The following is a 23,257-nucleotide window of genomic DNA, read 5'->3' as shown; positions in this document are numbered from 1 at the left end:
CTACTTTATATTGTTTTGAAATATTACACAATTACGAATGTTTCCAGTGCCATTATAACATTTATATCCAGAAGTGTCGACAGACCATCCATTTTTTATAACGACAGCGATAACAATAAATAACAATAAAAAAGACGGGAGAAACGATTTCCTCCCGTCTTTTATTTCATGTTTGCTACGTTTAAGCGGTTAATCGCCCGTTTTAGTGCCAGTTCCGCACGTTTAAAGTCGATATCATCCTCTTTGCTTTGCAGACGCCGTTCCGCGCGTTCTTTCGCTGCTTTTGCTCGGGTCACATCGATATCTTCCGCTCTTTCCGCCGCTTGCGCCAAAATCGTCACTTTGTCAGGGCGGACTTCCAAAAACCCGCCGCTGACCGCGATATATTCCGTTTTCCCCTCTTTTTTCAGGCGAACGGCACTGATCTCAAGCGGAGCAACAAGCGGAATATGCCCTGGCAAAATTCCAAGCTCTCCGCTTTTTGCTTTCGTGCTTACCATCTCTACGTCCGCTTCATATACCGGGCCATCAGGAGTAACGACACTGACCTTGATCGTTTTCATCATGAAATCCTCCTATGTCCCTCAATTAAACTTCTACGCCCATTTGCTTCGCTTTTTCAACAACTTCTTCAATGCGCCCTACTAAGCGGAAAGCATCTTCTGGAATGTGATCGTATTTTCCTTCCAAAATTTCTTTGAAGCCGCGAACTGTTTCTTTAATAGGCACGTAAGAACCAGGTTGACCTGTAAATTGCTCCGCGACGTGGAAGTTTTGCGATAAGAAGAATTGAATGCGGCGAGCGCGATGAACGACGAGTTTATCTTCATCGGATAGCTCATCCATACCGAGAATCGCGATAATATCTTGCAATTCTCTATAACGTTGCAATGTTTGTTGCACTTTGCGCGCTACTTGGTAATGTTCTTCACCAACGATTTCAGGCGCAAGCGCGCGAGATGTGGACGCAAGCGGATCCACTGCTGGATAAATACCCATTTCCGCAAGTTTCCGCTCTAGGTTCGTCGTTGCGTCCAAGTGAGAGAACGTTGTTGCTGGCGCTGGGTCTGTGTAGTCGTCCGCTGGTACGTAAATCGCTTGAATCGATGTGATAGAACCAGTGGCTGTAGAAGTGATCCGTTCTTGCAATTGACCCATTTCTGTCGCAAGCGTCGGTTGATAACCTACGGCAGAAGGCATGCGGCCTAATAGCGCCGAAACCTCAGAACCAGCTTGCGTGAAACGGAAAATGTTGTCGATAAAGAGCAGCACGTCTTGTCCTTGCTCGTCACGGAAGTATTCCGCCATCGTTAATCCTGTCAACGCTACGCGCATCCGCGCACCAGGCGGCTCGTTCATTTGTCCGAATACCATCGCCGTTTTGCTGATAACGCCGGAATCTTTCATTTCATGGTAAAGGTCGTTCCCTTCACGAGTGCGTTCCCCTACGCCGGCGAATACGGAAATACCACCGTGCTCTTGCGCAATGTTATGAATAAGTTCTTGGATTAAGACCGTTTTTCCTACACCAGCACCGCCGAATAGACCGATTTTTCCACCTTTAATGTATGGAGCAAGCAAGTCAACGACTTTAATACCTGTTTCCAAAATTTCTACTTCTGTTGCAAGCTCTTCGAATTTTGGCGCTGGACGATGGATTGGGTCACGACGCGCATCATCTGGAATTTCCCCTTGCATGTCGATCGGTTCCCCTAAGACGTTGAATACGCGGCCAAGGGTAACTTCTCCGACTGGAACGGAAATTGGCGCACCTGTGTCAATGACTTCCATTCCACGAATCAATCCGTCTGTCGATGCCATTGCAATCGTACGAACCGTATCATCGCCAAGATGAAGTGCTACTTCTAATGTTAAGTCGATGTCGACTTCATTTTCATTACGCGCTTTATGTTGAATCTTCAAAGCGTTGTAGATCGCAGGAAGATGTCCGTTTTCGAACTTTACGTCTACAACCGGACCCATAACTTGAATAACGCGTCCTTTTGTCATCGTTTTCCCTCCTAACTTGCTAGTTGGACAGCAGTACCTATATAGTGAAACTTGAAAATTCTACTTTTGCGATCTATTTTTTCGACTGCGCTTATGCGTGACGAAGGCAAGTTATCGACTTGCCTCCGACAGTCGAAAATTCTTTCGATAAGATGAAATATCAAGTTGCGTTTATATAATTGCAGCTTCCAATTTACCGTTATTGCAACGCGTTTGCTCCCGCCACGATTTCCGTAATCTCTTGGGTAATCGCTGCTTGACGAGCACGGTTGTAGGAAAGAGTAAGCGTACGAATAAGCTCGTGCGCGTTGTCCGTCGCGTTTTTCATCGCCGTCATCCGCGCTGCATGCTCGCTTGCCTTCGCATCTAACAGCGCACCGTAAATAAGACTTTCGGCATATTGCGGCAAAAGCACATCTAAAATTTCTTCTTGAGAAGGTTCAAATTCATACGTTGTCCGTTGTTTGTTATCGACTAAATCCGTTAACGGCAACAGCTTTCTTTCTGTCACCTCTTGTTGGATCGCACTGACGTAATGGTTGTAGTACATATACAACTCATCAAACGTACCATCCGCAAACAATCCGACCGCCTTATTCGCAATTTCTTTAATATCCGCGAAAGACGGTTGATCCGGCAGCCCAGTAATATTTAAAATGACCGGGAAATTTCTCTTTTTGAAAAAGCTTAAACCGACACGTCCAATGACAATAATCGCATATTCATCTGGAGATTGATGGCGCTGTTGAATCGTTTGGTACACAGTGCGAAGAACGTTGCTGTTATACGCTCCCGCCAAGCCGCGATCCGATGTGATCACTAAATAGCCTGTCTTTTTCACCGGGCGCGTCACTAGCATCGGATGTGTCGCATTGCCGGCACCAAGGGCGATGTTCGCAACGACTTCTTGCATTTTATCCATATATGGAACAAACGATTTCGCGTTCATTTCCGCGCGGTTTAACTTCGAAGCGGAAACCATCTCCATCGCCTTCGTAATTTGGCTTGTTTTTTTCGTCGCGTTGATGCGCTTTTTAATGTCGCGTAAGGATGCCAAAGGTTTCACCACCTTTTTTATGCACGAAATCTAGAATAGAGGAGGAACAGAAGCCGTCATCCTTCTGTTCCGCCCTGCTTTATTGAGAAACAACAAACGTTTTCTTGAACGCTTCGATCGCTTTGTTGAAATCTTCTTCGTTTGGAAGTTCTTTTGTTGTACGAATATGTTCAAGCAAGTGTTGGCCGTTTTGGTCGAGCCATAAGAAGAATTCTTTTTCAAAGCGGCGAATATCTTCGACTGGAATGTCGTCTAAGAAACCGTGAGTAAGCGCGTAAATGATCGCCACTTGTTTTTCTACTGGAATCGGTGCATGCAAGTCTTGTTTTAACACTTCTACCGTACGAGCACCGCGTGCGAGCTTTGCTTGCGTCGCTTTATCAAGGTCTGAACCGAACTGTGCGAACGCTTCAAGTTCACGATACGCCGCTAAGTCAAGGCGAAGCGTACCCGATACTTTTTTCATCGCTTTAATTTGTGCCGCACCACCGACGCGGGATACGGAAAGACCAGCGTTAATCGCCGGGCGAACGCCGGAGAAGAACAAATCAGATTGCAAGAAAATTTGCCCGTCTGTAATGGAGATGACGTTCGTCGGAATGTAAGCAGAAATGTCACCAGCTTGCGTTTCGACAAACGGAAGCGCTGTTAACGAACCGCCGCCTTTGGCATCGCTTAATTTTGCTGCGCGCTCTAAGAGGCGAGAGTGCAAGTAGAAGATATCCCCTGGATATGCTTCACGGCCTGGTGGACGGCGAAGCAATAGTGACAACTCACGGTAAGCCGCCGCTTGTTTTGATAAGTCGTCATAAACAACAAGCACGTGCTGACCTTTATACATGAAATATTCGCCCATCGTTACACCGGCATATGGCGCAAGGAACAATAGTGGCGCTGGTTGTGATGCAGATGCCGTCACAACGATCGTATAATCTAGCGCACCGTGTTTCCGCAATGTTTCGACAACCGTGCGGACCGTTGATTCTTTTTGTCCGATCGCGACGTAAATACAAATCATATTTTGATCTTTTTGGTTGATAATCGTGTCGATCGCAATCGATGTTTTCCCTGTTTGACGGTCTCCGATGATTAACTCACGTTGACCGCGGCCGATTGGCACCAATGCGTCAATCGCTTTAATCCCTGTTTGCAACGGTTCATGAACCGATTTACGGTCCATAACACCTGGTGCTGGGCTTTCAATTGGACGAGTTTCTGTCGTTTCGATTGGGCCCAAACCGTCGACTGGTTGTCCTAGAGGGTTAACGACGCGGCCAATTAACGCTTCACCGACAGGCACTTCCATGATACGTCCTGTACGGCGCACTTCATCGCCTTCTTTAATCCCTGTATATGGACCTAAAATAACGATACCAACGTTGTTTTCTTCTAAGTTTAGCGCCATTCCCATGACACCGTTGGAAAACTCGACAAGTTCCCCAGACATTACGTTGTCCAAACCATGGGCGCGCGCGATACCGTCACCAATTTGAATTACCGTACCGACATCGCTTACTTGAATTTCAGACTCATAGTTTTCGATTTGCTGCTTAATGAGCGCGCTTATTTCTTCCGCTCTGATGCTCATTCATTTCACCCCTATCTTCAAATCTTAGCCGATAAGCTGTCGTTGAATTCGTTCTAATTTTCCGCTGATGCTGCCATCGTAAATGCGGTTGCCGATGCGCAGCTTCACGCCGCCAATTAAGCTTGGGTCGACGATATTTTCAATGTGAAGCGTCGTTTTGCCCATTTTTTTCGCAAACACATCCGAAAGTGCGCGTTTTTCCTCTTCCGTTAGCGGACGAGCCGAATATGCGGTCGCCTCAGCGACGCCACGAGCTTCGTTCACCAAATGGATAAACTGCTCTGCAAGCTGTGGAACGATATCAATGCGATGACGTTCCAACAAAAGCAGCAATGTATTTCGTAACGGGCTTGACACCGCCGCGAACGTTTCTTTTATTAACGCTTTTTTCTTTTCCAATGATAGCTTCGGGTATGTCAATAGCGATAAGAATTTATCGTTTTCAGCAAACACTTGCCAAACGGCGCGAATTTCTTCCTCTAATTGATCAAGAAGCTGCTTTTCCGTGGCGATTTGAAAAAGAGCTAACGCATATCGCTTTGCTATGATTTCTTTGTTCATCGCCCTTCTCCTACCTCTTGAATGTACTCGCTAATCAACTTCGCTTGATCTTGCTCGGTTAACTCTTTTTCAATCACTTTGGAAGCAATTAATACAGATAGTGAAGCAACTTGTTCTCGCAACGCGGCCATCGCTTGTTCTTTTTCGCGTTCGATTTCTTTTTTCGCTGTTTCTCTTAAACGCTCTGCTTCCGCACGGGCAGACGCGATAATTTGCTCTTTTTGCTCCTCAGCCATTTTGCGCGCGTTTTCAATGAGCTCCTGCGCCTCTTGGCGAGATTGCTTCATTAGTTCGCGCTGTTCTTCCAATAGCTTTTCCGCTTCTTTGCGATGTTTTTCCGCTTGATCGATTTCGTTTGCAATATGCTCTTCGCGCTGTTTCATAATATTCATTAACGGCTGCCAAGCGAATTTTCGGAGCAATGCCAATAAAATGATAAACATTAATAATTGAAAGATAATATCGCCGCTATTAATGCCCGTATGATGCGCGGCCTCGCCCAGCGCCAACAGTTTCAAGTTTACTAACACTGCGTTTCACTCCTTTCGACAGCTATCCACACCTGCGCCGTCCGTTTTCGATGCAACGACGAACAGCTTTTCCTTTCCTCCAATACATACATAAAGGAATGGCGAAGGTGATCGTCTACACGAACTTCGCCATCATAAAGTAGTTATTTCGTTATCTGTTCATAACGATGAATGAGATAACTACGCCGATGATCGGCAATGCTTCAACTAGCGCAACCCCGATAAACATTGTCGTTTGAAGTACAGGGCGCAATTCTGGTTGACGTGCGATACCTTCTACTGTACGACCTACAATTAAACCGTTACCGATACCAGCACCAAGTGCCGCTAAACCTACTGCAATAGCAGCTGCAATTAAATTCATGGTAAATATCCTCCTTTTTCTTTGCTTTTCCTTTATTTTTAAATTTTTTATGATTAATGGTCTTGGCTGACTTTATGGGCCATGTAAACCATTGTTAACATCGTGAAAATGAATGCTTGGATACAGCCAACGAAAATACTGAATCCTTGCCATACCATCATCGGAATCGCCGCGCCAATGGCACCGACCACTCCGCCGTTCGTAGCAAGTCCAGCTAACAATCCTAGCAAAATTTCGCCAGCGAAAATGTTACCGTAAAGACGGAGACCTAATGTTAACGTATTGGCGAATTCTTCGACAATTTTAAGAGGAAATAAAAATGCCATCGGTCTCGTATAATCGCGCATGTACTCTTTTACGCCTTTCATTTTCACACCGTAGTAGTGTGTGAGACCAACGATCATCACAGCGAGAGTCAACGTAATCGTGGCATCCGCCGTCGGCGACTTCCACCAGAGCACATCTCCTACGCGAACGGAAAACGGCAAGCCAAGCATGTTCGCAACGAAGATGTACATGATTAACGTTACACCTAACGTTAAAAAGCGGCCGCCTGTTTGCCAATCCATGGTGCTATTAATGATTCCTTTCACAAAATCAAATACCCATTCTATGAAATTTTGCATTCCCGTCGGGCGTAACTGTAAAGACCGCGTTGCCACGATGGCAATGATGAATACGATCAAACTTGTGATCGTAATCATTAATACGTTAGATAAGTTGAATGTTAGCCCTAAAAACTCTCGAATAGGCGCTTCGTGTTGCAACCGTCCCTCACCTCTCTTTCATACATGTTGTCCATTATTGCGGAGTTTTTGCAGAAGAAAATCTATTATAATGACAATATAGGATGTCATTAATCCCAACACAACAGGAAGGATAGCGAAATATTGCGGATATTCGACGGCGATCGCAGCTGCAAGCGCCGCTAAAGCCAAGCGGGAAAGCGTCCCGATCGTGCGCACTTTTTTCCGCTGTGAAACTGCTTGTCCGAATTTTTCGATTTTACTCGTTAAACTCCACAGCATTAATGCGCTGATCACTGTTCCAAGAATCAGGCTTAAAAAAAACGTCTTATATTCGGTAAAACCCCACCCTAACGTATAAAGCGAAAGCAAATACAATATGTATTTTAGCTGTCGAAAGAACATTTGCCGGAATTTCTCCATGTTGCTACTCCTCTGGGAAATATTGACGAATTAAACGCAACATTCCATATACCCCAGCTGCTAGTCCGATCAACAGACCGACAATAAGAAAAATTGGTTCTGTATGAAACTTCTCGTCGATCCATTTTCCTCCAAAAACCCCCACCAAAATCGAACCAACCAACTGAGATACGATTGCTGACATCAGTGCCATCGCTTGAAATGGGTGGCGTTGTTTAGGGCGCATACACATACTTCCCTATCATTATTTTACATGCTGTGAAAACCTTATCATAATATCCCCTGTCAAGCATACAATACCATGGGTTCAATGTCAATGTGTTTCATAGAAAAAAACTGTATTATAACAACGAAAATGTTAATAATTTGTGACATTTATTAATTTCTTTTTCACTTAATTAGTGTATAATGATATATTTATTCTTTTAGACATAATCTTTAAAAAAAAGACGGTATCACTTCCATGAAATGATACCGTCTTTAGAATTTATTTTGTGCCGAATAAGCGATCACCGGCATCTCCAAGGCCTGGAACGATATAGCCGTGATCGTTTAGTTTTTCATCGAGTGCAGCAATGTAAATATCGACATCCGGGTGTGCTTGTTTCACCGCTTCCACCCCTTCTGGGGCAGCAATTAAGCACATGAATTTAATGCTTTTTGCGCCGCGTTTTTTTAAGGCGTTAATCGCTTCTACCGCTGATCCGCCTGTCGCGAGCATCGGGTCCACAACAATAAAATCGCGCTCTTCTACATCGGTCGGCAGCTTCACGTAATATTCAACCGGTTTTAACGTTTCTGGGTCGCGATATAACCCGATATGGCCGACTTTCGCGGCTGGAATCAATTTTAAAATGCCATCGACCATGCCCATTCCTGCGCGCAAAATCGGGATTACACCAAGTTTTTTGCCGGCGATTACTTTCGATTTTGCTTTGCTGACCGGTGTTTCAATTTCGACTTCTTCAAGCGGGAGATCGCGCGTAATTTCAAACGCCATCAACGTCGCCACTTCTTCGACAAGTTCACGAAACTCTTTCGTGCCAGTGTTTTTGTCGCGAATATATGTCAGCTTATGTTGGATAAGTGGATGATCGAATACATATACTTTTCCCATTTTGCACTCTCCTCTTTGTTTGCGGTTTACACTTCCATTAATTCTACCGAAAAATATACGTGTATTCAACTACAAACAAAAACACGCCTCTAAAGACATTCGTCTTAGAGGCGCGTTTTTTGTCAACGATATAATGGGAATTTTTCCGTTAATGCCGCTACGCGTTTTCGCGCTTCTTCCAATTTTGCTTCGTCTTCGTGATTTTTTAATGTAAGACTAATAATGCTTGCGATTTCATCCATTTCTTCCAAACCGAATCCGCGCGTCGTTACCGCGGCGGTGCCGATACGGATGCCGCTTGTCACAAATGGGCTTTCCGGATCGTACGGAATCGTATTTTTGTTGACGGTGATACCGACTTCGTCCAACACTTTTTCCGCCACTTTTCCAGTGAGGCCAAGGGAACGTAAATCAATTAACAACAAGTGGTTGTCTGTTCCGCCGGAAACGAGTGTAAAGCCTTCTTTTTTCAATGCTTCCGCGAGGCGTTTTGCGTTGTTGATGATATTTTGCGCATATGTTTTAAAGCTGTCTTGCAGTGCTTCACCGAGCGCGACTGCTTTCGCCGCGATGACGTGCATGAGCGGTCCGCCTTGAATGCCTGGGAAGATCGCTTTGTCAATTTGTTTTGCAAACTCTTCTTTGCAAAGGATCATGCCGCCGCGCGGCCCGCGGAGCGTCTTATGCGTCGTTGTAGTCACAAAATGCGCATATGGCACCGGATTTGGATGAAGACCTGCCGCAACAAGACCTGCAATGTGCGCCATGTCTACCATCAAGTACGCCCCTACTTCATCAGCGATTTCACGGAAACGTTTAAAATCGATGATGCGCGGATAAGCGCTTGCCCCTGCTACAATCAGTTTCGGCTTATGTATGCGCGCTTTTTCAAGCACATCATCATAATCAATGACATGTGTTTCTGGATCGACACCGTATTCGACAAAGTTATATTGAATGCCGCTAAAGTTGACTGGGCTGCCATGCGTTAAATGACCGCCGTGCGACAAATTCATCCCAAGCACCGTATCGCCATGTTCCAAAACAGTAAAATATACCGCCATGTTCGCTTGTGCGCCAGAATGCGGCTGTACGTTGGCATGTTCCGCGCCAAACAATTTTTTCGCCCGTTCGCGCGCGAGATCCTCGACGACATCGACATATTCGCAGCCACCATAATAGCGGCGGCCCGGATATCCTTCGGCATATTTATTCGTTAATACCGATCCTTGCGCTTCCATAACAGCGCGGCTGACAAAATTTTCTGACGCGATTAATTCAATTTTTGATTGCTGCCGTTTCAACTCATTTTGAATCGCTTCAAATACTTGCGGATCTTGTTGTGGCAAGTAGTTCATCACTAGCTCCCCCTCATTTCGAAATAATGAATATTCTTTTTTATTTTACCAGCCTTTTGCGGGTAGATTCAAAGAAAAAATGAACAAAATCATCAGGAAGTGCAAGAAGTATTCGGATTTTCTAAAGAGTAGACTGCGCGGGCGCCGCCGATCAGTTTCGGCCTCGTTTTTGCCAATGTCACATGGGCATGTCCCACTTGCTTTAACGACACGCGCACAGGAACAGCGACATGCTTTAAATGCATGCCGATCAATGTATCGCCGATATCAATGCCGGCATCTGCTTTAATAAATTCGACAACGACGGGATCGTTCATATGACGATACGCGTATTCAGCCATTGCTCCGCCGGCTGTTCGGACAGGGATGACCGAGACGATTTCAAGCTGACGGGACATGGCGGTCTGTCTTTCTACAACAAGCGCACGGTTTAAATGTTCGCAACATTGAAACGCTAGCTGCACCCCTGTTTCCTCATGCCACTTTTTCAATTCGGCAAACAGCATTTCGGCGACTTCCGTTGAGCCAGCTGTTCCGATTTTCTCGCCGATCACTTCGCTTGTGCTGCAGCCGATGACAAGAATATGCTCGGATGAAAGCGGGACTTGCTTTCGAAATTCACCAATAATCGTCTGCCATTGCTGCTTCCATTCGGATAATGGGGAAGACATATTGATGATTCCTCCCATGTTATAAATGTTTGTTTTCATATTGTGTAATTTTTTCCACGCGTCGTGCGTGACGTCCGCCTTCAAATTCCGTCGTCAACCACACTTTCGCGATTTCACGCGCTAATCCTGGTCCAATGACGCGTTCTCCCATCGCTAATATGTTGCTATCATTATGCTGGCGCGTTAATTTGGCGCTATATACGTCGTGACAGAGCGCGCAACGAATGCCTTTTACTTTATTAGCGGCAATCGTCATGCCAATTCCGGTACCGCAAATTAAAATGCCGCGATCCACTTCCCCGTTTGCGACTTTTTCCGCAACTGGAATCGCGTAATCAGGATAATCGACCGATGTTTCGCATTCACATCCTAAGTCGATGTACTCGATCCCCATTTCGTCCATTAATTTTTTAATTTCTTCACGAATATGAATTCCGCCGTGATCAGATGCAATCGCTACTTTCATGTTCATTTCCTCCTTGTTTTGTCATATAGAAAAAAGCCGCCTTTCTATTCATTTTACATGTTTCCGATATAGAAGGCGACCTTTCTAATTTTATCTTGTACCAAATTGGTCGATCGTTTCTTTTAATTTTTTCGCTTGTTCCGCCAATTCTTCCGCTAGTTTGTTTACATGCTGAATAACAGAAGTTTGTTCTTGTGTTGCCGCCGTTACTTCCATCGCCCCAGCCGACGTTTCTTCGGCAATCGCCGCAACTTCTTGTGATTGAATCGACGCTTTTTCGATATGTGACATTTGTTCTTTCACTAATTCAGCAATTTCATGGACGGAACGAACGACTTCGTGAATCGATTTGGTCATTTCCGCAATCGCGTCGTTCGTATCGGCACCTTTTGCGGCTTCTTCATTCGCGGATTTTACTTGCTCATGAATTTGTGATACGACATGTGCGACTTCCTTTTGAATGTTTTGAATCAGCTCAGAAATCCCTTGAACCGCTTTTGCGCTCTCATCCGCAAGCTTCCGGACTTCTTCCGCGACAACAGCAAAACCTTTTCCATGCTCGCCAGCGCGCGCCGCTTCAATGGAGGCATTTAAGGCAAGCAAGTTCGTTTGCCCGGCAATATCACCGACTAGAGAGATAATGTTTTCCACTTCTTTCGCATGTTGCTCCAGCCGCTCGACCGCACTTAAAGACGTTTGATTATTGCGCGCCAATTGTTCGATTCCGCTGACAAGCGAACTAATGACTTCACGGCTTTTATGTAATGTTGTCACCATTTCCTTCGCTAATTGTTCGGATTGATTCGCCTTTTGCTGCACTTGATTCGCAATGCGCAGCACATCATCCACCGACTCAGCGGCCGTTTGCATCGATACAGCAGAGTCATTCGCGCCTTTAGAAATTTCCTCAATCGTGCGGGCAATATCTTTCGAACGCTCTGCCGCAACAAGGGAAGCGCTCGTAATTTCCACGACTTTCTCATTCGTACGAGAAAAATTATCTTCAATATTTTTCACGATTGTTCGCAAACTTCGCAACATTTCATTAAAAGCAATCCCTAATGAGCGGATTTCATCATCTGATTTGGACAACGGAACATCTTCATTAATTTGTCCGCTTGCTGCTTTGATTGCCGCCTGTTCTAACCGATGCAACGGCTTTACGATCAATCCTGATGCCATGTATGCAAGCAAGCCTGACCAAATGATTCCAAGCAATAGTATAATAATGGTAAACGCGCTTTTGTTCATCGAAGTGAAGAATAAATCATACAAAACATAAATAAAAAATGCGCTTGTAGAATACGTAATGATGGCCAATATGGTTGTAAATGCAACAATTTTTAGACGTAAACTAAAACGATATCTCTGTTTTTCCCTTTCCATTCCCTTTCCTCCTACTGATTTCCACCAAGCTTACGCACGAGGTGATCAATCAGCTTTTCTAGCTCATCTCTCGTCTTGCGATACGTTTCAACAGAACCGCCAAACGGATCGGATACGTCCCCTTGTTTTCCGAAAACAAATTCTTTGAGAGTGAACGTTTTCTCTTTCGCTTCTGGAAATCTTTCAATGATTAACTGCTTATGCCCAGCCGTCATGGCAAAAATATGCGTCGCCCAATCGATATCTTCTTTTTTCAGCATTGATGAACGATGTTTTGTTTCGATTCCCTTTTCCTTTAACACCGTTTTTACGTGAAGCGAAGCATCGCTTCCTTCCGCAGCAAACACCCCCGCTGATTTCACCTCCAAATCTGGCAATTGTTTGCTTTTTAATAACGCTGCCGCCATCGGGCTGCGGCATGTGTTTCCCGTACAAACAAATAAAATGCGATGCGACATACAAACACCTCTTACCGTTCATAACTCGACTAACGTACAAATTAATTATAATAAAAATTACCAGCAAAATATAGCGTCAAAAAAGCGGCCCAAAAAGTTCAAACTTCTTTTTGGAGCAGCTCTTTTGTTTTTTAGTGAGCAGCGGCCAACTTAAAACGAAAATAATAGTTTCAGCCCCAACGCTAACAAAATACTGCCGCCAAGCGCCTCACTGTAAGCACCAAGCCATTGTTGGAAATGACGCCCCAACATTAATCCCATCCAAGTCAACACCGTGCTGAAAAAACCGAACAATAAAATCGTAAGCAATGTTCGCACGCCGTAAATGCCGAGACTAAGCCCGACGGAAAAGCTGTCAAGGCTCACACTAAAAGCAAAAAAAATAAGTCCTATTCCCATTGGCGAAACAAACCTATCGCTTTCCTTTTTAAAGGATGTAACAATCATTTGAATTCCTAACAATAGCAGCAACGCCCCTCCGATATAAGAGGCGATGCTGCCAAATTGGTGTGATAAAAAGCGGCCGAGGAACATTCCTAAAAACGGCATAATAATATGAAAAAGCCCAATCATAATGCCTATGTAAAAAATTTGTTTTAATCGCAAGAAAAACAACCCCATGCCTAATGCGACGGAGAATGCATCCATTCCTAATGCAAACGCCATCATCGATAGTGTCACAAGTTCGCCGATGAACATCTTCATTTGATTTCCCTCCCGGACTTGCCTTACTGTTAACATATGCATGTCCGGGAATATTTAGAAGATTTATTTTTCATCAATCACTTGATGACCTGCGGCTTTTTTCAGCCGATTCATAATAGCTTCTCCAATTCCTTCTGTCGGAAACGATTCGCTATAAATGAAATCAACATCTGTTTCGTCAAATTTTCGAAGCGTATCATATAAATGGCTTGCTACGGTATGTAAATCATAACGCGATCCGCAAGCTAATACCACATCGGCATCATAAAAAAAGCGGTTTTCTTCTGTCGTTAGGACACCGACTTTTTTTCCAAGCGCACGTTGTTTATTCACAAGCGTTTGCAAAAAAGCAGGGGAGCCTTGAACAATCGCCATTGGTGATTTTGGGGCGTAATGTGTATATTTCATTCCCGGTGATTTCGGTGTTTGCCGTTCATCGGTTAGCGCGCTATCTACGGCAACGTTTCCGATCACTTTCTCGAGTGCTTCTTTTGTTACACCGCCCGGACGTAAAATTGCCGGCACTTTCGTCGTACAGTCAAGAACGGTCGATTCCACTCCAATACCTGTTTCCCCGCCATCGACAATCCCAGCAATCCGTCCATTTAAGTCAGCGAACACATGCGCCGCTGTCGTTGGGCTCGGACGCCCTGATATATTAGCACTCGGCGCGGCCAATGGCAATCCGCTGGCTTCAATTAACGCAAGGGCGACTGGATGTGCTGGCATGCGTACCGCTACAGTAGGCAACCCTGCTGTTACTGGATCAGAAATCACTCCTTCTTTTTTTGGCAGAACGAGCGTAAGCGGTCCTGGCCAAAAGCGTTTTATTAACGTATGCGCCACATCAGGAATGGCAGAAACAATCTCTTCTAGCTGTTTAAGATGAGCGATGTGGACAATAAGCGGATTATCACTTGGGCGGCCTTTTGCCGCGAAAATTTTTTCCACTGCTTTTGCATCTTTCGCGTTTGCCCCCAGTCCATACACCGTCTCCGTTGGGAAAGCGACAACCTCGCCGGATTTCAATAGTTGTGCAGCCTCTTTAATCTGTGGATAAATGCTTTGTTTATCAACAATATTATCCACAACCCAAACATTCGTTTTCACTCTGTTCCCCCCAACTATCGTTGCTGCTTGCTAGTAAAATAGTATAAAAATATCAACAACCTCTTCGAGAATTATATCTTAAAATGAAAAAAAGAAAAAAGTTTCGCAAAATTTATCCACATTTTGTTGATAAATATGTTATTTTAGTGGATAAGTTTGTGGATATGTTAGTGAGTTTTACACATTTATCCACAAACTATTATGGAATCAATTGTTCAATAAGTTCTTTCACGAAAAATTTGACTTCCACAGGTTGATCATTTTCTGCTACAAACGGAGACGGCGTTGTTGCTATACTTGCCTGCTTTACTTCCTCTTCTTTTACTGGTTTTTCCGTCTTGCCGCTTTGTTCTTGCTGCTCGTTTGTTTCGTCTGTTTCCTCTGTTTCCACCGTTTCCTTATTCTCTCCTTGTGCAGGAGCGAACACCTCTTTTTTATTGTCATTGGCGTCGTATGGTTGCTCGTTCATTCGCACCGCATCGCTATTGCTAAAATCAAGAAAACAAAGCGGCGGAAATAAAACGCACCACCAGTTTGCTCCTTTTCCCTCGCCAAGCGTAATTAAAACAGCATCATATTGCCCGGCTGGATAAACGTAATTCCCATAAATTTTTGTCGGAAAATCGACTTTCCCGAACTGCACTTTATACGATTGATCGCTGTGTTCTTTTCGCAACACATCCGCTACAGTTTGTTCAATTTCTGGAATATGGGATCGAATCACTCGCTTTGCCTCTTGAAAAGACGTTAAATCGGCTACCCACCCATTAATTTGCGCATTCACCGCGTCGCGCACTTTTCGTTTCAACGCTTGATCTTCCGCAGAATCACTATTGGCTAAAATCCGCAGACGGATCGCTTCGTCCGGAATAGCGACCGTCGCGTTTTCCCCCGCTTCCGTTTGATGCCCATATACATTTACCAGCACGCCGATGATTAATAGTAGTATATATAAAATAATTCCGATATTCTTTTGATTCATTTGCTTGCACCGTCCTTTCACTTTTCATTGTGGACAACGCAAGCAAATTTTAAACTCTATCAATCTAAAAAAATAACTTCCAGGTGGTACTGGAAGTTATTTTCCTAATGATGTATATACCATTCGGTCTTTTCCGTTAATGTCGAAAACAACTTCCACCTCTGCTTGTGGAAACGTCTGCCGCAATATTGCCGCGACCGCCTCTCCCTGCCCAGCCCCTACTTCGAACGCGACAAGCGCGTGTTCTTTTAATACGAATGGCAGCTCGCGGGCGAAGCGGCGGTAAAAATCAAGGCCGTCTTTGCCGCCGGAAAGCGCCCGTAAAGGCTCGTAATCTTTTACGACAGGGGAAAGCGAAGCAATTTCATTTTCCGGAATATACGGCGGATTGGAAACGACAACGTCTACTTTGCGATTGGCCTCTATAAGGGGCTGCAATAAGTCGCCGCAAATAAATGCAACATCCGCTCCAAGACGTTCCGCATTTCGCTTTGCCACTTCCAGAGCCTCGGGAACAATATCGATGGCCGCAACGCGAAGCGATTTGTTTTCTAACGCCAGCGTAATCGCAATCGCCCCGCTTCCTGTCCCGACGTCGACCACATCGATCGTTTTATTTCCCGGGAATAATTGTGTGATTCTGGTTAGCACGCCTTCCACTAATTCCTCTGTTTCCGGGCGGGGGATCAGCACATTGCGATTGACGAGAAACGGCCGGCCGTAAAATTGTTCAAAACCGATCAGATGCTGCACCGGAACATGTTCATACACATGCTTACGAACATCTGCTTCAAATGATTGGCGCACGTTTTCATCGATTGGATCGCGCAGCCGGGCAAACAGCTGCGCTCTTGTGATTTGCAAATGGTGGCAAAGCAATAGTTCCGCGGCCCGCTCTTCTTTGCCATGTTGTTTTAAAAAAGAAGAAGCCCATGTGAGGACTTCGTAAATTTTATAGCTCATTGTTCGCTTGCTCCAATTTTTTTGATTGATCGTCTAATATCAGTGCTTCAATAATTTCATCGAGGTTGCCGTCTAACACTTGGTCAAGCTTTTGAATCGTCAATCCAATGCGATGGTCGGTCACACGGTTTTGCGGGAAGTTATACGTGCGAATTCGCTCCGAACGATCCCCTGTTCCAACTGCTTGTTTGCGCGTCTGATCGTATTCCGCGCGCGCTTCTTGTTGGTATTTGTCATAAATGCGGGCGCGTAACACTTTCATTGCTTTTTCTTTGTTTTTAATTTGCGATTTTTCGTCTTGGCACGTTACGACAATTCCCGTTGGAATGTGCGTCAAACGAACCGCCGACATCGTGGTGTTCACGCTTTGTCCACCCGGTCCGCTCGATGCAAACGTATCGACGCGAATATCTTTTTCGTTAATTTCGACTTCGATTTCTTCCATTTCCGGCAAACAAGCAACCGTTGCCGTCGATGTGTGAATACGTCCGCCAGATTCCGTTTCCGGGACGCGCTGCACTCGGTGCGCGCCGTTTTCGTATTTCAGCTTGGAATACGCTCCTTTTCCGATAATCGTAAAAATAATTTCTTTATATCCTCCAAGCCCGGTCGGACTCGCTTCAATAACTTCCGTTTTCCATCCTTGCGATTCCGCATAGCGTGTATACATCCGGTACAAGTCGCCGGCAAATAGCGCCGCTTCCTCGCCGCCTGCCGCGGCACGGATTTCCATAATAACGTTTTTCTCATCGTTCGGATCTTTCGGAAGAAGAAGAATTTTTAACTTATTGACAAGCTCTTCTTCTTTTTGTTCCAACTCATCAATTTCTTCTTTCACCATTTCCCGCATTTCTGGATCAAGCTTCTCTTCTAACATCGCTTTTGCCTCATCCAGCTGCTTGCGGACCGATTTGTATTCGCGATACGTTTGTACCGTTTCTGATAAATCCGATTGCTCTTTCGAATAGTCGCGAAGTTTTTTTGGATCGTTAATCACTTCTGGATCCATTAGCAGTTGATTTAATTTTTCATAACGTTCTTCTACTGCTTCCAGACGTTCAAACACGTTTTTCACCTCTGTTTTTCGATGCACAGTCTGATTTATTATTATATCCCAAATATATGAAATAGAAAAGGGTGCATAGTGAAGAGAGCTTCACAAGCCAATTAAAATCAATATTACGAAAATTAGTCAAAAATTATCGAGATTTCGTCCAATTTTAACAAAAATTCGGCAAAACCATGTGGATTTGTCACAGAAAAGTCATTTTTTCTATTGGCACAGTTTTTGCAGGATAAACTAGTGGAACTTGTTTGAAATTTAGAAAGGGGTAGGGAGAATGAAAGCAGCGGTTGTCACTGAATTTAAGCAACAATTAGAAATTAAAGAGGTGGAAAAACCAAAACTAAACTATGGAGAAGTACTTGTCAAAATTGAAGCTTGCGGGGTTTGCCACACTGATTTGCATGCTGCGCACGGAGACTGGCCAGTCAAGCCAAAATTGCCTTTAATCCCTGGACACGAAGGGGTAGGGATTGTTGTCGAAGTAGCAGAAGGAGTAAAATCCGTTAAAGTAGGAGACCGTGTCGGTATTCCATGGCTATACTCCGCTTGCGGAGAATGTGAATATTGCTTGAGCGGGCAAGAAACACTTTGTCCACATCAATTAAACGGTGGATATTCCGTCGATGGGGGATATGCGGAATACTGCAAAGCACCTGCCGATTATGTCGCAAAAATTCCAGAAAACTTAGATCCAGTGGAAGTCGCGCCAATTCTCTGCGCGGGAGTAACGACATACAAAGCGCTAAAAGTGTCTAACGCCAAACCGGGAGAATGGGTAGCCATCTACGGAATCGGAGGATTAGGGCATATTGCTCTTCAATACGCAAAAGCAATGGGATTAAACGTTGTCGCGGTCGATATTAGCGATGAAAAAATAGATCTTGCAAAACAATTAGGGGCGGATATTGCCATTAATGGGCTAAAAGAGGATCCAGTAGAAGCTATTCATGAAAAAGTAGGCGGAGTACAAGCTGCCATTAGTGTGGCTGTAACGAAAAAAGCGTTTGAACAAGCCTATAAATCCGTAAAACGCGGCGGATGCCTTGTTGTTGTTGGATTGCCTAACGATGAACTGCCAATCCCTATTTTCGATACGGTATTAAATGGAATTACGGTGAAAGGATCAATCGTCGGTACGAGAAAAGATATGCAAGAAGCGTTGGATTTCGCTGCGAGAGGAAAAGTGCGCCCTATTGTAGAAACCGCTCCATTAGAACAAATCAATGAAGTATTTGACAGAATGGAAAAAGGGAAAATTAACGGCCGGATCGTTTTGACAATTGGCACAGACCGTTAATGGAACATACGATAAGGGACTGCTTTAAGTTTATTCTTTTGAAGCAGTCCCTTTTTCTTTCAATAAATAGCGAAGCTGGCGCACCGTAATGTTTAACCGTTCTGCCGCTTCTTTTTTATCTCCTAATGTTTCCTTCAACGTTTTCCAAACGAAAAATCGTCCGATCTGTGTTTCTAAATCTTTTACGGCATCTAAAACATGTTGAAGATCGAGCCGCTCATTGTTTTCTTTCCATAATGATAAAATATAGCTGGTCCAGTTTTGCAAGTAAGATTCTAAATCCATCTCGTTGTTATTTTTAATTTCACTTGATGGAATCGAAGATACATTCGTTTCCGTTCTTATTTTTTCCGGAAGATAATCAGGAGTGATTACCATCGTTTCGCCTTCCGCCAACGTCACCGCTCTTTTTACGACGTTAAAAAGCTCTCTTACATTTCCCGGCCATGGATATTGTTTCATTTGCAAAATAGCATCGTCGGAAAAAGTAAGAGTAGAATTCAGCTTTTTTAAAAAATGCTTGATCAAAACAGGTAAATCATCTATTCGTTCTCTTAAAGGAGGGATCGTTAATTTTACTACATCTAACCGGTATAATAAGTCTTCACGAAACGTTTTTTCTTTTACCGCCTGACTGAGATTGACATGGGAAGCGGCAATAATTCTAGCATTGGTTCTACGGACGGTTTCGCCACCGACGCGAATATACTCTCCTGTTTCCAACACACGTAATAACTTTACTTGTGTAGCTAAGGATGCTTCCCCTATTTCGTCCAAAAATAATGTCCCTCTGTTCGCTATTTCAAAAATCCCTTTCTTTTCTTTCAATGCTCCGGTAAACGCCCCTTTTTCATGGCCAAACAATTCGCTTTCAAGCAGCGTTTCCGACAGCGCTCCGCAGTTAATTGCAATAAAAGGCTGATCATAGCGCATGCTTGCTTGATGAATAAAATGTGCGAGCACTTCTTTTCCCGTTCCCGTCTCTCCTTCAATTAATACGTTTACATTTTTTTTCGCAATTTTATAAGCAAGCTTGATTAAATCGTTCATTTCTTTATTCGTTCCGATAACAAAGCCGAGCGCTTCCGCCAACTTATACATATCCTGTTGAGACGAATGGATTTCACTATCCAGCAATTCTTCAATGATTTTTTCTAACTCATCAATATCATCAAATGGCTTCTCAATATAATCACTTGCACCATACTTAATTGCTTCTAACGCGGTCTTCACGGTGCTGTATCCCGTCATAATAATAGCCTTGCACGATGGTTGAACGGCTTTTAACTGTTTTAATAGTTCCAAACCATTTGTGTCTGGCAGCTTTACATCAATTAAGGCAAGGTCAAATGAATACTGTTGAATTAATTTGAAAAAGTCTTTTCCATTCCATCCTAACTTGACATGATATCCTTTTCCTTCTAACAAATGAAGAAAAAATGTACATACTTCTCGTTCGTCGTCAATCACTAACACATTGGGCATTGATTATTCACTCCCACGTTTATTGCTTTGCCGGCAGCTTTAACATAAATGTACTTCCTTTTCCAAGATGGCTTATCACCTCGATGGTCCCTCCGTGAGCTTGCGCGATTCCTAAGCTGACGGATAATCCAAGTCCCGTTCCTTTCCCTGGCCTTTTTGTCGTAAAGAAAGGATTAAAAATCTCTTGCAAGTATTGTTCTTCAATTCCTTTGCCGTTATCTTGAACCGATAAAAGAACCCACTTCTTGCCGTCTTCCGTCACCGATTTTGTTTCAATAGAAATTACTTTTTTTGGAATATCCATCTCCTCTAACGCATCTTTTGCATTAATTAAAAGATTTAAAACAATTTGTCCGATTTGCTGAATATTTCCTTCAATCAATTCCAGTGAATGATCTAATTTTTTCTGAATGGTGATATTTTGTTTCTTAATTTGATCACCGATTAACCCTAGCACTTGCTCCACCGCTTCATTGACAGAGCAATCTTCAAACATATATTCATCTTGCCTTGAGAAAGTCAATAAATTTTGGATAATCGTTTTACATCTCTTTCCGCACGAATAAATATCGGAAAGCAATTTGTGGGATCGATCATCTGCTGTTCTTAACAGCAATTGGGCATTGCCTAAAATAGCCGTCAATGGGTTATTCAATTCATGGGCGATTCCCGCTGCCATCTCTCCGATCGCGGCCAACTTTCCTGATTGGACTAATTGCGCTTCAATCCGGCGTTTTTCCGTAATGTCATTAATGTAAATAATAATGGCATAGATGTGTTGACTTTCATTGAATACCGGATAAGCACGCAATTCACATACTCGCTTTTGAAAATGAATCTCCTGATAGACAGGCTTTTTTGTTTGAACAATTTTCAGCACGGGACTGTTATGGACGTCTATCGACAAAAGTTGATGAAAGTTTCGTTTCTCACTTTTATAATGCAGCTGGAAAAAATCTTTCGCTGCGTCATTATATTTTAAAATATTTCCTTCTAAATCAACGACTAAAATCATCTCTGAAACCGCTCGAAATGTTTCCTCCCATTCCTTTTTGCTAGTGAGAACCTCGTTATAAAGACGAGCGTTTTCGATGCACACGGCTAACTGGTCACAAAACTGTTGGAAAAAGGTCAAATCATCTTCGTCATATTCTATGATTTCTTTGCTTCCTATGCAGAGCACACCGATGACTTTCCCTTTATGAATAAGCGGGACTAACAATACACTGCGAATTCCTAAAGATTTATATATTTTATTTTCCGTATAGTCTTCTTTACTGGAATCTACTTGATAAAAGACTTTTTCAAGTGATTCAATGACTTTCCAATAAAGGGAATGCTTTTTTGAAAACTCAAATCCAATCGGAAAATATAATGAGTGGGAAGGATAAACATTGGTTAAAATCAATTTTTCGTTTTCGTACATAGATAAGCTGATTCTTTCGATGGGAAAAATCGTTCGCAGCTTATCAAGAACGTTTTTCAACATTTCATCGATAGACATATCAATATTAAAACTTTTTGTTACATCATTAATAATTTCAAGCTGCATATTTTTCTTTTTGAGCTCAATCACCGTTTTCTTTAATTCGTTATAGTAACTTTTTTTCGAAGATTGAACGCCAGTTAATAAGTTAATCATTTGTTGCCGATCTTTTACTTCCATCTCTACCATGCCCTTCTAAATATTTCTTCAATATCCTCTACGGTGACATCTCGAGGATTAGTGATCATACAAGCATCATGGAGGGCGATGACACTCATATGCGGTATTTCGTCTTTTTCTAATCCTATATCGGATAATCGTTGCGGAGCGTCAATCTCCATTGTTAATTGTTTGATATACTCAATTGCTTTTCTTCCCGCTTCCATGTACGACAATCCTCGAATATCAATACCGAGAAATATCGCAATATCCGCAAATTTTTTCGGATTGGCCAATAGATTATATTCCATTACATATGGAAGTAAAATAGAATTAATATCGCCATGAAGAACGGGATACTTTCCTCCGACCGCATGCGACATCGCATGCACCGCGCCTAAAATGGCGTTAGAAAACGCAAGGCCAGCCTGCAAACTAGCCATTGCCATATGTGTCTTCGCTTCTTTGTTGATTTTTGAAGCAACAGATGGGCGCAAGTATTCTGATACTAAAGAAATAGCGTTTTTTGCTTGAACGTCCGTTAATGGGGTTGCGGCCAAACTTACGTATGCTTCGATGCCATGTGTTAAAACATCCAAGCCAGTCGAAGCAGTTAAACGAGCACTTTTTGTCGATAATGTTTCCGGATCAATAATTGCAATATCTGGAATAAGGGATTTGGAAATAATCGTCATCTTTTTTTGTCCTAATGTATCTACGATGACGGAAAATTGTGATACTTCAGAACCCGATCCAGCCGTTGTAGGAATCATCACTTGTGGAGGCAATGGGTTTCTGATTTTGTCCACCCCTTCATAATCGTGAATCTTTCCTCCATTGGTGGCCAAAATGGCAATGGCCTTCGCCACATCTAAAGGACTTCCTCCACCAATTCCTATGATCGCATCACATTCATTTTCTATGTAAACTTTGCATCCTTTTTCCACTTCGATATCTTTTGGATTAACCGTTACATCGTGAAATATCGTGTATTTTAAATTCGCCTGTTTGCAGCTTTTTACGACGACATCCAACCATCCGGCTTCGATCACTCCTGGGTCGCTGACAATTAAAACATTAGTTGCTCCAAGCCGCAAACAGCTTTCCCCTACATGCTCAATAGCACCATTCCCAAAAATGATCTCCGGCATCACGAATTTATGAATATTCATATTACCCACCTAACCAAAAAATTGTCAAAGTCATTCTAAAGAATATGATTGGTCTTTTTATCGAAGTTTGCAAACGTTTTACCTTTTTACTAAAAAA

The 23,257-nt window shown here is 43.4% G+C and carries 25 protein-coding genes; 1 reads left to right on the top strand and 24 read right to left on the bottom strand.

The annotated features are described in order from the left end of the window. Positions 1-161: 161 nt before the first annotated feature. The 21 genes from QSJ37_RS09880 to prfA form a co-directional block, all read right to left on the bottom strand. Positions 162-563: a F0F1 ATP synthase subunit epsilon gene (locus tag QSJ37_RS09880; protein ID WP_062678125.1), complete on the bottom strand. Its 402-nt coding sequence runs from the start codon at positions 561-563 to the stop codon at positions 162-164. A 25-nt stretch (positions 564-588) separates the two neighbouring features. After that, positions 589-2,010, bottom strand: a complete 1,422-nt coding sequence (atpD, locus tag QSJ37_RS09875; protein WP_285754982.1) for a F0F1 ATP synthase subunit beta — start codon at positions 2,008-2,010, stop codon at positions 589-591. A gap of 199 nt (positions 2,011-2,209) precedes the next feature. Beyond that, complete coding sequence (locus tag QSJ37_RS09870) at positions 2,210-3,067, bottom strand: F0F1 ATP synthase subunit gamma (protein WP_015865311.1); 858 nt, start codon at positions 3,065-3,067, stop codon at positions 2,210-2,212. 79 nt (positions 3,068-3,146) lie between these two features. Further along, positions 3,147-4,655, bottom strand: coding sequence for a F0F1 ATP synthase subunit alpha (gene atpA, locus QSJ37_RS09865; protein ID WP_015865312.1), 1,509 nt, complete (start codon positions 4,653-4,655; stop codon positions 3,147-3,149). A gap of 24 nt (positions 4,656-4,679) precedes the next feature. Continuing rightward, on the bottom strand, positions 4,680-5,216 hold the full coding sequence (locus QSJ37_RS09860) for a F0F1 ATP synthase subunit delta (protein WP_015865313.1): 537 nt from the start codon (positions 5,214-5,216) through the stop codon (positions 4,680-4,682). Next, on the bottom strand, positions 5,213-5,746 hold the full coding sequence (locus QSJ37_RS09855) for a F0F1 ATP synthase subunit B (protein ID WP_285754981.1): 534 nt from the start codon (positions 5,744-5,746) through the stop codon (positions 5,213-5,215). The genes QSJ37_RS09860 and QSJ37_RS09855 overlap by 4 nt, the downstream gene beginning before the upstream one ends. 151 nt (positions 5,747-5,897) lie before the next feature. Then, positions 5,898-6,110, bottom strand: a complete 213-nt coding sequence (gene atpE / locus QSJ37_RS09850) for a F0F1 ATP synthase subunit C (protein WP_017436872.1) — start codon at positions 6,108-6,110, stop codon at positions 5,898-5,900. 53 nt (positions 6,111-6,163) lie between these two features. Beyond that, complete coding sequence (gene atpB, locus QSJ37_RS09845; protein WP_285754978.1) at positions 6,164-6,877, bottom strand: F0F1 ATP synthase subunit A; 714 nt, start codon at positions 6,875-6,877, stop codon at positions 6,164-6,166. Between the two features lie 18 nt (positions 6,878-6,895). After that, on the bottom strand, positions 6,896-7,279 hold the full coding sequence (locus tag QSJ37_RS09840; protein ID WP_285754976.1) for an ATP synthase subunit I: 384 nt from the start codon (positions 7,277-7,279) through the stop codon (positions 6,896-6,898). A gap of 4 nt (positions 7,280-7,283) precedes the next feature. Next, complete coding sequence (locus tag QSJ37_RS09835) at positions 7,284-7,505, bottom strand: AtpZ/AtpI family protein (RefSeq protein WP_285754975.1); 222 nt, start codon at positions 7,503-7,505, stop codon at positions 7,284-7,286. Between the two features lie 261 nt (positions 7,506-7,766). Further along, on the bottom strand, positions 7,767-8,396 hold the full coding sequence (gene upp, locus QSJ37_RS09830; RefSeq protein WP_285754974.1) for a uracil phosphoribosyltransferase: 630 nt from the start codon (positions 8,394-8,396) through the stop codon (positions 7,767-7,769). Positions 8,397-8,518: 122 nt separating this feature from the next. After that, positions 8,519-9,754, bottom strand: coding sequence for a serine hydroxymethyltransferase (glyA, locus tag QSJ37_RS09825; RefSeq protein WP_285754973.1), 1,236 nt, complete (start codon positions 9,752-9,754; stop codon positions 8,519-8,521). A gap of 92 nt (positions 9,755-9,846) precedes the next feature. After that, entirely contained in the window at positions 9,847-10,425 is a 579-nt protein-coding gene (locus QSJ37_RS09820) for a TIGR01440 family protein (RefSeq protein ID WP_285754971.1), read from the bottom strand. A 19-nt stretch (positions 10,426-10,444) separates the two neighbouring features. Then, positions 10,445-10,891, bottom strand: coding sequence for a ribose 5-phosphate isomerase B (gene rpiB / locus QSJ37_RS09815; RefSeq protein WP_015865321.1), 447 nt, complete (start codon positions 10,889-10,891; stop codon positions 10,445-10,447). A 90-nt stretch (positions 10,892-10,981) separates the two neighbouring features. Continuing rightward, positions 10,982-12,277, bottom strand: a complete 1,296-nt coding sequence (locus QSJ37_RS09810; RefSeq protein WP_285754968.1) for a methyl-accepting chemotaxis protein — start codon at positions 12,275-12,277, stop codon at positions 10,982-10,984. A gap of 11 nt (positions 12,278-12,288) precedes the next feature. Then, positions 12,289-12,735 (bottom strand): low molecular weight protein arginine phosphatase, encoded by a 447-nt coding sequence (locus QSJ37_RS09805; protein WP_062754430.1) that lies wholly within the window; start codon positions 12,733-12,735, stop codon positions 12,289-12,291. A 150-nt stretch (positions 12,736-12,885) separates the two neighbouring features. Further along, positions 12,886-13,440, bottom strand: coding sequence for a manganese efflux pump MntP (locus tag QSJ37_RS09800; protein ID WP_285754967.1), 555 nt, complete (start codon positions 13,438-13,440; stop codon positions 12,886-12,888). 63 nt (positions 13,441-13,503) lie between these two features. Beyond that, positions 13,504-14,550 carry an L-threonylcarbamoyladenylate synthase gene (locus QSJ37_RS09795; protein WP_285754966.1) on the bottom strand — a complete coding sequence of 349 codons (1,047 nt, stop codon included), beginning with the start codon at positions 14,548-14,550 and terminating at the stop codon, positions 13,504-13,506. Between the two features lie 199 nt (positions 14,551-14,749). Then, positions 14,750-15,532, bottom strand: a complete 783-nt coding sequence (gene spoIIR, locus QSJ37_RS09790; RefSeq protein WP_285754965.1) for a stage II sporulation protein R — start codon at positions 15,530-15,532, stop codon at positions 14,750-14,752. Between the two features lie 96 nt (positions 15,533-15,628). Further along, on the bottom strand, positions 15,629-16,495 hold the full coding sequence (prmC, locus tag QSJ37_RS09785; protein WP_285754964.1) for a peptide chain release factor N(5)-glutamine methyltransferase: 867 nt from the start codon (positions 16,493-16,495) through the stop codon (positions 15,629-15,631). Next, the gene (gene prfA, locus QSJ37_RS09780; RefSeq protein WP_015865328.1) at positions 16,485-17,561 is read right to left on the bottom strand and encodes a peptide chain release factor 1; all 1,077 of its coding nucleotides are present in this window, start codon (positions 17,559-17,561) and stop codon (positions 16,485-16,487) included. Before prfA ends, prmC begins: the two co-directional genes overlap by 11 nt. Before the next feature lie 274 nt (positions 17,562-17,835). Here prfA and adhP point away from each other — a divergent pair, with 274 nt between their 5' ends. Then, positions 17,836-18,858 (top strand): alcohol dehydrogenase AdhP, encoded by a 1,023-nt coding sequence (gene adhP, locus QSJ37_RS09775; RefSeq protein ID WP_285754963.1) that lies wholly within the window; start codon positions 17,836-17,838, stop codon positions 18,856-18,858. 30 nt (positions 18,859-18,888) lie between these two features. Here the strand turns inward: adhP and QSJ37_RS09770 are convergent, their stop codons facing one another. The 3 genes from QSJ37_RS09770 to QSJ37_RS09760 are packed head-to-tail and all read right to left on the bottom strand — an operon-like array spanning position 18,889 to position 23,160. Next, positions 18,889-20,343 (bottom strand): sigma-54-dependent transcriptional regulator, encoded by a 1,455-nt coding sequence (locus QSJ37_RS09770; RefSeq protein ID WP_285754962.1) that lies wholly within the window; start codon positions 20,341-20,343, stop codon positions 18,889-18,891. Positions 20,344-20,362: 19 nt separating this feature from the next. Then, on the bottom strand, positions 20,363-22,009 hold the full coding sequence (locus QSJ37_RS09765; RefSeq protein ID WP_285754961.1) for a sensor histidine kinase: 1,647 nt from the start codon (positions 22,007-22,009) through the stop codon (positions 20,363-20,365). 2 nt (positions 22,010-22,011) lie between these two features. Next, the gene (locus QSJ37_RS09760; RefSeq protein ID WP_285754960.1) at positions 22,012-23,160 is read right to left on the bottom strand and encodes an iron-containing alcohol dehydrogenase; all 1,149 of its coding nucleotides are present in this window, start codon (positions 23,158-23,160) and stop codon (positions 22,012-22,014) included. Positions 23,161-23,257: the final 97 nt, after the last annotated feature.

The sequence above is a fragment of the Parageobacillus sp. G301 genome (assembly GCF_030268025.1).
GTDB classification, from domain to species: Bacteria; Bacillota; Bacilli; order Bacillales; family Anoxybacillaceae; genus Parageobacillus_B; species Parageobacillus_B toebii.
This window is presented reverse-complemented; position numbering and strand designations above follow the sequence as displayed.